The organism is Sphingomonas sp. ERG5, from assembly GCF_000803065.1.
Taxonomy (GTDB): domain Bacteria; phylum Pseudomonadota; class Alphaproteobacteria; order Sphingomonadales; family Sphingomonadaceae; genus Sphingomonas.
Window position 1 is genome coordinate 113,207 of the sequence record NZ_JSXI01000069.1, and the last position, 8,592, is coordinate 121,798.

General features: G+C 60.6%; 9 protein-coding genes. 2 read left to right on the top strand and 7 right to left on the bottom strand.

All coding sequences use genetic code 11. From position 1 onward, the window contains the following. Positions 1 to 173: 173 nt before the first annotated feature. Both OO12_RS23010 and OO12_RS23015 read left to right on the top strand, forming a co-directional pair. Positions 174 to 470 (top strand): hypothetical protein, encoded by a 297-nt coding sequence (locus OO12_RS23010; protein ID WP_034161081.1) that lies wholly within the window; start codon positions 174 to 176, stop codon positions 468 to 470. A 5-nt stretch (positions 471 to 475) separates the two neighbouring features. Continuing rightward, positions 476 to 1,414: a L,D-transpeptidase gene (locus tag OO12_RS23015; protein WP_034161117.1), complete on the top strand. Its 939-nt coding sequence runs from the start codon at positions 476 to 478 to the stop codon at positions 1,412 to 1,414. A 32-nt stretch (positions 1,415 to 1,446) separates the two neighbouring features. Here OO12_RS23015 and OO12_RS23020 read toward each other — a convergent pair whose 3' ends face one another. The 7 genes from OO12_RS23020 to OO12_RS23050 all read right to left on the bottom strand — a co-directional run bounded on the left by OO12_RS23020 (position 1,447) and on the right by OO12_RS23050 (position 7,862). After that, positions 1,447 to 2,172: an alternative oxidase gene (locus OO12_RS23020; RefSeq protein ID WP_082006745.1), complete on the bottom strand. Its 726-nt coding sequence runs from the start codon at positions 2,170 to 2,172 to the stop codon at positions 1,447 to 1,449. Between the two features lie 97 nt (positions 2,173 to 2,269). Further along, positions 2,270 to 2,956, bottom strand: a complete 687-nt coding sequence (locus tag OO12_RS23025; RefSeq protein WP_235364978.1) for a GNAT family N-acetyltransferase — start codon at positions 2,954 to 2,956, stop codon at positions 2,270 to 2,272. Between the two features lie 84 nt (positions 2,957 to 3,040). Beyond that, complete coding sequence (locus OO12_RS23030) at positions 3,041 to 3,709, bottom strand: NAD(P)H-dependent oxidoreductase (protein ID WP_200887541.1); 669 nt, start codon at positions 3,707 to 3,709, stop codon at positions 3,041 to 3,043. Between the two features lie 665 nt (positions 3,710 to 4,374). Beyond that, positions 4,375 to 5,409 carry an IS110 family transposase gene (locus tag OO12_RS23035; protein ID WP_034161082.1) on the bottom strand — a complete coding sequence of 345 codons (1,035 nt, stop codon included), beginning with the start codon at positions 5,407 to 5,409 and terminating at the stop codon, positions 4,375 to 4,377. Positions 5,410 to 5,661: 252 nt separating this feature from the next. Further along, on the bottom strand, positions 5,662 to 6,045 hold the full coding sequence (locus OO12_RS23040; protein ID WP_034161083.1) for a response regulator transcription factor: 384 nt from the start codon (positions 6,043 to 6,045) through the stop codon (positions 5,662 to 5,664). A gap of 50 nt (positions 6,046 to 6,095) precedes the next feature. Continuing rightward, the gene (locus OO12_RS23045) at positions 6,096 to 6,821 is read right to left on the bottom strand and encodes a sensor histidine kinase (RefSeq protein WP_235364979.1); all 726 of its coding nucleotides are present in this window, start codon (positions 6,819 to 6,821) and stop codon (positions 6,096 to 6,098) included. A 282-nt stretch (positions 6,822 to 7,103) separates the two neighbouring features. Beyond that, a complete protein-coding gene (locus OO12_RS23050; protein WP_034161084.1) occupies positions 7,104 to 7,862 on the bottom strand; it encodes a Crp/Fnr family transcriptional regulator in 759 nt (252 codons plus the stop codon). Positions 7,863 to 8,592: the final 730 nt, after the last annotated feature.

An 8,592-nucleotide genomic window follows, 5' to 3' on the forward strand; every position in this document is an offset into this window, starting at 1 on the left:
CGCCCAATCAGCGACGGCCTGGCCGACGCGGAATACTGCGACCCGAAAGCGGAAAACGGCCATCGGCACGTCCCGGACGGGCAGGCGCCGGCCAGCCCCGAGGTAAGTGTTATCCGAGGCCAGACCAATCAGCCCCTGCGGATTAGACAAGGTGCTCCCGTCGGGAGAGGCCGATGCGGTTGTTCAAGGGACATCATGTGTACATCGACAATGCAGAAGCGGCATATTTGCAGAAGCGCGTGACCGTATCGCTCGACATGGCGCGGGCCGCGGCAAGCGATTGCGCCCGCGCCTCCCACCGGGCCCTTGCAAATTATTATGAGCGAGCCTTGATCGCACTGCGTCGACCCGTGCCGAACCTGGCGGTTCTGCGGTGCGATGCTGCAAATCCAAACGCCATGGCTGCCGGCATGCGTTCGGCGGCAGCGGCTCGTCCAATGATCATGTCGACCGTCGGAGACCTTGCGTGAAGTTCATGCGGAAGCTCGCCGCATGTCTCGCGCTCAGCACCGCAACGGCGGCGATCTCGCAGTCCTATCCGGTGGAAGTTGATGGGCAGATCGAACAACTCAAGCCGGGCGAGTATCTCTGGGCTCCTGGCATTGCACCGGCGGGTCCGGTCACGGTTATCGTCAACCTGAAGACACAGCGCGCTTATGCCTACCGCAACGGCCTCCCGATCGGCGTGTCGACCGTATCGACTGGTGCGGCAGGGCACCGCACGCCGACAGGCGTTTTCACGATCCTGCAAAAGGATGTCGACCATGTGTCGAACATCTATTCGAATGCGCCAATGCCCTTCATGCAGCGGCTGACCTGGGGCGGCATCGCGCTGCATGCCGGCAACCTCCCGGGCTATCCGGCGTCGCATGGCTGTGTGCGTTTGCCTGCCGCCTTCGCGAAACTGCTCTATGGATTGACCAGGCTCGGCATGACCGTCGTGATCACCGAGGCATCGACCGTCCCGGTCGCCGTCTCCGTGCCGCCGATACTGACCGGAGAAGACGATGTCAGAGTCGATTATGACTGGCATCCGGAACGGTCTGCCACAGGCCCGGTGTCGATCGTGGTCAGTGGACGCGATCAGCGTCTGGTCGTGCTGCGCAACGGCGTCGAAATCGGGTCGAGCGCCATCGTCCTTGACGATCCAGTAACGGTGACGCAGGCGTTCACGCTCCAGTCGATCGACGCAACCGGGCAGCACTGGTTCCGGATTCCCCTGCCTGGGCAGCCAACGCCGGCTGAGACGGAACTGACCGCTAAAGAGCAGGCCCGGGGACAGCTTCCTGCGCAATTCCGCACATCGCTGGCGACCATCCTGAAAGCGGGGACGACTATGTTGGTTACCCGCGATACATTGAAGGCGGCCGGAACCGGGCAGCCGCTCACGGTTGTCGCAGCGGATGTCCCCTGAGTGAGATGGTGGGTCACGCCGACTCGTGCGCCTCAGACCCCCGCCCGAAGATCGGTCGCATGCGCAGGATAGGGCGCAATGCCGGCCGGGTCGCCCGGCGAACCGCCAAGGCTGCTGGCGAAACCGTGGTTGATGTCGCGGTGATGCGCTTCGTCGTCGCGAACAACGAGGACCACATCGCGCAGGGTCGCATCGTCGGCCATCTGCCAATAATGTTTTGCAATCGCGGGCGCCGGGACATTGGGCGAGCGGCCTTCGTCGATTTCCTGGAGATAGAGCGTGTAGCTGGTGACCGCCTCCTCCTCGAAATAGCCGACCACGCGGTGAGCGGTCCGCGACGAAAGGAGATAGAGAATCGAGAAGCCGACGAGGAACACGCCCTGGACCGCAAGGATCACCATGCGCTCGAACCAAGTCGGCTTGGCGATCTCGATAAAGGTCATCAGATGCATGCGTTCGTTCTCGGCTTCCTCCATCAGGGTCCGGATCCAACCCTGGTCGTCGCGCATGCGGCGCAGACAGGTGAGATGAGTGAACATTGCCCCGACCATGCCAGGCACGGCCGCAACCGTCTCGAGAACGATGGCGCGGTGACCATAGCGCTTAGCGAAGAACGTGTCCGCGCTGAACCGCAATAGCTTGGTGAAGCCGAGCGCGAAGTGATCCGAAAATCCGGTCGGCGTGTGGTGGATCACGGGCTCGGCGGCACGCTCTGCGGCCAAGGCGCGGGCGTCAGGCGAAAGGATGGTGTTGGCCATGGCAATGTTCCTGGGAATTCAGCCGCCGCGGCAAAGCCGGCGGCGATGGTTGTTTCAAACTCGGCTCCCGGTCACACGGCCGGGGCGTGGAAAGGTTTCAGGCGATCGGTGGGGAGAGGGTGGCGCTGACGACAACGACCGTCGGGTCGCCAGCGCTGGAATGGGCTTTGAAGCCCATTTCGCGTTCGAGTTCGATGGCCTGGTGATTGTCGCGGCTTTCGATCGATTCGAGCGTCTTGATCCCTGAGGCCCCAGCGAACTTGGCCACATGTTCGAGCAGCATCCAGCTGATACCGCGATCCTTGAAATCGCTGCGAATGGCGATCGCAACCTCGGCACTCGCAAGCGCCTTGTCGGCCGCCATCATAGCAGTGGCAATGATGCAACCGGCCTCCGGATCGATGGCCAGGAAATTCTCGGTGCGGCGATGGTCGACATTGACGAGGTTCGCCAATTGCTCATGGCTCACCTTGCGTATCGCGGTCAGGAACCGAAAACGCAGATCGTCCGCGGTCACGTGCGTGAAGAACTCTGCCAGCCCAGCCTCGTCTGCAGGAACGGCTGGGCGAACATGGAATCGATATCCGCTGCGGGTCGTCAGGTCGTCACTCCAATCACCTGAGCCATCGGCTGGGGCTAATGTCGATTTTCCGACGTCATTTCGTTCGGCGAGATCGGTCAAGGCGGCGTCCTCCAGCAAAGCATTGGCGTTTGATCCGTAGATCGGGTGCCTGGTCTCGTGGCTTACCGGATAATCGAAGCCCGCCGGAGAATCGGAAAACACCTAGTTCCGCCCATTTCTCGATCACCACCGGGATGAGCGCGTCTGCTGGTCGAGAAACAGCCCGACATTGCGGCCGTGGAGATTCTATTCGGCGTCCGCCCCCAGCAACGCGCCGGCTGGCGAGGTACTCCGGCCAGCGGCCAATTCCTTGCACAGCCTGCGCGCCTGCTCCTCCACGATGGACAGCGTTTGACGGACGTGCTCCTCCTGAAGGTCTTCGACAATTGCGTCGAAATGCGTGTGACCGCCGTCGCGCATCCCGAAAATCTTCAACAGATAGCGATCGAATGCATTGCGCAGCGATTCCAATTGACCTTGTTCATCCAGCCAGGGACGCGTGGTCGCCGAGGTTGAAAGGGTGGCGAACCATTTATCCTGCAGGACTGCATCGGGAATATGACGCGTGATGTCGCGAGGTGTGAGCGCTTCCCCAAGGACGCGATCGACATATCCTTTGATGATCGCCGGAGGCATGCCGAACCACAACGGATAGACGAACACGATCGCATCGCCATCGCGCAATAAGGCGATCTCGCCGGCTACGTCGCCGGACATCGAACGCGTCTGGCGCCCGGGAAGATGCCCCAAGTGCAGGCGGGGGTCGAAGTCGAGCGCGTACAGATCACGCAACACCGCCTCCTGCCCGTATGCCCTCACCGTAGCGCAATATTTCTCGGCGATTGCATGATTGAAACTGTCGGTCGCGGGATGCCCCAGGACGACGACGTGACGCGGTACATGTGTGGCGATCAAGACAATTCTCCAATGCCTCGACTTACCCGAATACGGCACACGCGCCGCCTTGTGGGATTTACCTATTGGTCGTTCCCATGGGGACGCGCCGAGGCATTTTCTGCCAAGTCCTTTGTATGATTTGTCATGGCGGAGAGCTGTGATCCATACGCGCCATTGCAGGCATTGTTGGGTATCAACTCGACGAATCTTTCATAGTCCCACTATGACAATGCATGACGAACAGCCCACTCACGGCTTTTTTGCCGAAATGCCATGAGTGGGCTGTCTGCTTTTCCCCAATCTCGGTCGTAGCGCAGATTTCAAAAGCGGCCGTTGTTCACGTAGCAGCGATCGACAGGATTGGTGGAAACCGGTCCGACCGCTTTCGGAAGCGATGCGCGGTGAGCGGACGTTCTCTGTGGATGGCTCCCGCGTTGCAAGGGTAATTTGACGATCTGACGTAGGGTCGGGTGCAGTTCTCTGTTCGGCCTGTTTGTGCAGTCGGTGAAGAACTGCTGGCCCTGATGGAATCCGCGAACTGGGTCCCAATTCGTTCAACAGGCTATGACGCCTTGAACGTCCGCTGGGTTGTCCCTGCTCCCGGTCTGACCGGTTCGCCATCACATCGCATCGCTCTCGCAACCTCGTGAAGCTGATCTCCTTTGTTTGAGCCAGCTAAATCATCAAGCCGCCAGCCTGGGCTGGTGCCCGGCCCGGTATGTTTCGCCTCGCGCCATGATGGCCCAGGCTACCCGAGCGGTGTGGTTCGCCATCGCGACGGTGGCCACCCGTACAGGCTTGCGCGCGAGCAAAGCCACGAGCCGCGGATCAGCGGTCTCCGGCTTTCGCTTCACGCCTTTGATCAGCGACGTCATGCCGACGACGAGTAGCGTACGCAGATACTTGTCCCCCATCTTGGAGATCCGCCCAAGCCTCTCTTTGCCGCCACTCGAATGCTGCCGCGGCGTCAGGCCTAACCAGGCGGCGAACTCCCGCCCTGAGCGGAACTGGCTCGCGTCGGTGACCGACGCGGCTAACGCCGTTGCCCCGATCGGACCGATGCCGGGGATCGACATGAGGCGGCGGGCTGTATCGTTTGTCCGTTGCCAGGCGAGGAGATCCAGGTCGATCTCCCGAAGCTGCGCATGGGTATCGAGCGCCTGCTGCGACAATCGTCCGGCGATCTTTGCCGCTTCCCTCGGCACGGGAGGCGCCTCACCGTCAACGATCTTGCGCGCCATTTCCAACGCCAGACGAACGCCCTGAGGAATGTTGATGCCGAACTCGGCAAGCAGCGCCCGCACCATGTTGACGAGCTGCGTGCGTTGCTTGACCAGCAGATCGCGCGCCCGATGCATTGACAAGGCTGCTTGCTGCTCCGGCGACTTTACCGGCACAAACCGCATCGTCGGACGCGTCACCGCCTCGCAGATCGCTTCCGCATCAGCTGCGTCGGTCTTGCCGCGCTTCACATAGGGTTTGACATACGCCGCCGGCATCTGTCGCACATTGTGGCCAAGCTTGATCAGCTCGCGTGCCCAATGATGGGCCGTGCCGCACGCCTCCATGCCGACAAGACAAGGCGGTAGCTTCGCGAAGAATGGCAGAACCTGCGCTCGTCGCAGCGTCCTGCGGACAACCACGTTGCCCTCCGGATCAACGCCGTGAACCTGAAAAACGTTCTTGGCCAGATCAAGGCCGATCGTGCTAATCTCCATAACGGGTGGCTCCCTTATGCTCGTGAATGCCTGACAGCCTTCACACCTTGGCACCTCGATGCCTTGAGCGGGAGCCATCCACCCCATTCGTTCAAGTGGATCAATCCGACAGCTATGCGCCCAAAATGTCGTCGTTTTAGGGCGTCCGTGAGCAATCCCAAAAGCCGTCATCCATTCATGTGATGCTGTCGATCCGGCTGCAACGGTGACATTTTGAATTCAGCCGGTCGCAATCAAACCGGTTCAGCTCCCCTAATCCGAGACGACCAGAAGCGAGGATATGGCAACCACCAGCTGGGCGGCGGCAAACGGCTTGGCAATCATCGTGCTGCCCGGCACGCCCTGCGACGTCCATTCATGATCGCTGGCGGCGCTGACATAAACCACGGGCAAACCACTGATCGACTGGCGTGCGGCTCTGGCGACTTCCCAACCATCTGGACCCGGACCCAGATTCACGTCGGTGACCAGGCCGCGCAGTTCGGCCGCGTGCGTGGCAAGCAATTGCAGCGCCTGCTCACCATTGTCAGCAATCACCAGGTTGAAGCCTGCCTCTTCAAGGTCCACGGTCACGAGATGCTGGATCAGAGGCTCGTCTTCGACATACAATAAGAGTGGTGCCGCTGGGTCGGGCATTAAGCATCGCTTTCTGACAAGAGAGTTGCCGACCGAACGGGCCGTCAGGCTTAAAGCGCCGTTGGCGCATGGTGGATAATCGCCACTCTCGTTCCCGGGCTCATGCCGGTGACGGTCGCCGTGGCGCCGAGCTGTTTGGACAGCGCGTCAACGATTCCGGTACCGAGACCCGGCTTTCGCGTGGTGTGATCCCCGGGCATGCCGACGCCATTGTCTTCGACCGTCAGCCCCCATCCCTCGGACCGCGACCAATATTCGACTGTAATTTCCCCCGACCTGTCACGTTCGGGAAAAGCGTGTTTCAGCGCGTTGATAACCAGCTCGGTCACGATCAGACCGAGACTGACCGACACTTCCGACGTGGTGATGCTGTCGTCGACGGTGGCGGTAAGGGTGAGCAGATCATGGTCATAGATCATCGACGCGCCGATGCTGTCGCAAAGATCGGCGAAATAGGGCCGCAGTTCCACATTGCCCGACTTCGTCGCCGCGAGCTGGCGCTGCAGCGTCGCGATCGACATTACGCGGTGATGGGCATCGTGGAGATGGCTGCGGACCTCATCCGATTGCACCTTGCGCGCGCTTTGCATGAGGACGCTGGCGATAATCTGGAGGCTGTTCGCCACGCGGTGCTGAAGCTCCTGCAACAGAACCTGCTTTTCCCGGACGACATCATCCTTTTGTTTTGCCGCGAGGCGCATGTCCGTCACGTCCGAGACCGCCAGGGCGATCCGGGCTTCGTCCGATCCGAGATAATCGAGCTTATGGGCGTTCACGATCAATGTCCGGGTCGGTTGGCCCGGACGGACCAGATCCAGCTCATATGCCTCGATCGCCGCATCGCCGGCAACGGTTGCCCGAAGGAGCGAGCGAAGCTGCGGACGGCCGAAGCCTTCGGAGGCCGGAGACTCGCGGAGCGAAAGCCATACCCGGTAGCAACTTCTGGGCCACTGTATCTCGATACGCTTACCCAAAGAGGCGCAACGAGTCTCTATTAGCACCGAAGGAAGGGAAACCCTATCTTATTCGGAAGTACCGCGCGGGGTATCGGCCAAGCGTCATATCAGGTCGCCGGCACGCTGACCGACCGCCGCGTGGTCATGGACACGGTCGAGATGCAGATAGGCGCCGCTGAACTGCGCCGCATCCTTCAGCCGGTCGGGATCGAGGACATTGACCACGCCTCCGGCAAGCTGGATCAATCCCTCGGCCCTGAGTTTCTGAAGCATGCGATTGGCGTGGACGGGCGTGAGCCCCGTCGCGTCGGCAAGATCGGTCTGGGTGATGGGAAACACGAAGCTGTTACCCTCGGTCAGTTCAACCATCCGATACCGCACGAGCATCTCATAAAGGAGATGAGCGATCCGGACATAGGCACTCCGCCGGCCTTCATCGACGATCCGTTCCCGTAGGACGCCAAGGTCGGTCATCGTGCCCCACCAGAGCGCCTCCCCGAGGCTACTCGTCTCGCGTAAAAGCGTCTTCATGGCTTCGGCGGGTATCAGCGCGGTGGTCGTGGGCGTGACAGCGGCAACGCCGTGATCCATTTCCTTCAGGATGAAAATCTCCGCGTCGCAGAGATCCCCAGGGATCAGGAAGGCCATGATCTGACGCCCGCCATCCGGGAGCATTTTATATCGGCATGCCAGCCCGGAAAGGACAACGTGACAATGGCCCGAATGCGCCCCGTCGGCGATGATGTCCTGTTTCGGCGCGTGCTCGTCCTGTTTTGAGCGGATCAGTTCATCGAGCCGGCGTTTCTCCATGTCCGAGAAGGCGGTGAATTGCTCCATCTTCATCGTCCAGGGATTGCGCATCTCACCTCCGGTGTTGGCTGGCCTCCCGCGATAATATCGGTCTTCAGGCGCCGGGTCGGCACATGATGACTGACAGATCTCATCCCGACGTCATCTGGCCTCGCCGCGCCACCAATGGCATGGCCGGCCGCCGATGCGGCTCCGTACGTTGTGGGCGCAATCCTCGCCAAAGTCCAAGCCGCACCAATCCATGTTAGCTCAGATTAACTGCTCTGAAATTAAAACCAATGAAATCAATGTATTTATATGACTCATTAATTGGCCGAGCGTTGATCTGGTTGAGCACCTAATGAGCGCCATGCTGGCAAACTGGCGCGATGATGTCCCAACAAGAGTGCGCGGCAAAGGCCGTCATGTGCGAGGCCAAGGCAAGCGATAGCCTGGATGAAAACCATAGCGCCCATTGGCGGGAGATGGCGGTACAGTGGCGCGGCATGGCAGGAGATGAGAACTGTCAGGCAACTCTCGCGCGTTTGATGAGCAACAACTGCTCCGCAGACTGAGCGCGAACGCAACAGGCCGTGTTTGCCGATTATGGTCATCTGCTCAGTTGACGAGCGGCAGCTCTTGTTAGCTCGGGTCCAAAACCAGTCGGTCCGCTGACGTTGAGAGTTTCGGACGCCGCCAGGCGTCGGAAAGTCTTCGGTGCCCGAACCCGCGGGCCGCAGGCGATGCTCTATGGGGATTTCGATATCGGTGGGTGCCGGGCGGTGGTGGACGCTGCCGATAT

Bases quoted from the DNA above. Each gene is read 5' to 3' on its own strand.
- OO12_RS23035 (WP_034161082.1), bottom strand. From the start codon at position 5,409: ATGGAGATTAGCACGATCGGCCTTGATCTGGCCAAGAACGTTTTTCAG.
- OO12_RS23010 (WP_034161081.1), top strand. From the start codon at position 174: ATGCGGTTGTTCAAGGGACATCATGTGTACATCGACAATGCAGAAGCG.
- OO12_RS23020 (WP_082006745.1), bottom strand. From the start codon at position 2,172: ATGGCCAACACCATCCTTTCGCCTGACGCCCGCGCCTTGGCCGCAGAG.
- OO12_RS23050 (WP_034161084.1), bottom strand. From the start codon at position 7,862: ATGCGCAATCCCTGGACGATGAAGATGGAGCAATTCACCGCCTTCTCG.
- OO12_RS23040 (WP_034161083.1), bottom strand. From the start codon at position 6,045: ATGCCCGACCCAGCGGCACCACTCTTATTGTATGTCGAAGACGAGCCT.
- OO12_RS23015 (WP_034161117.1), top strand. From the start codon at position 476: ATGCGGAAGCTCGCCGCATGTCTCGCGCTCAGCACCGCAACGGCGGCG.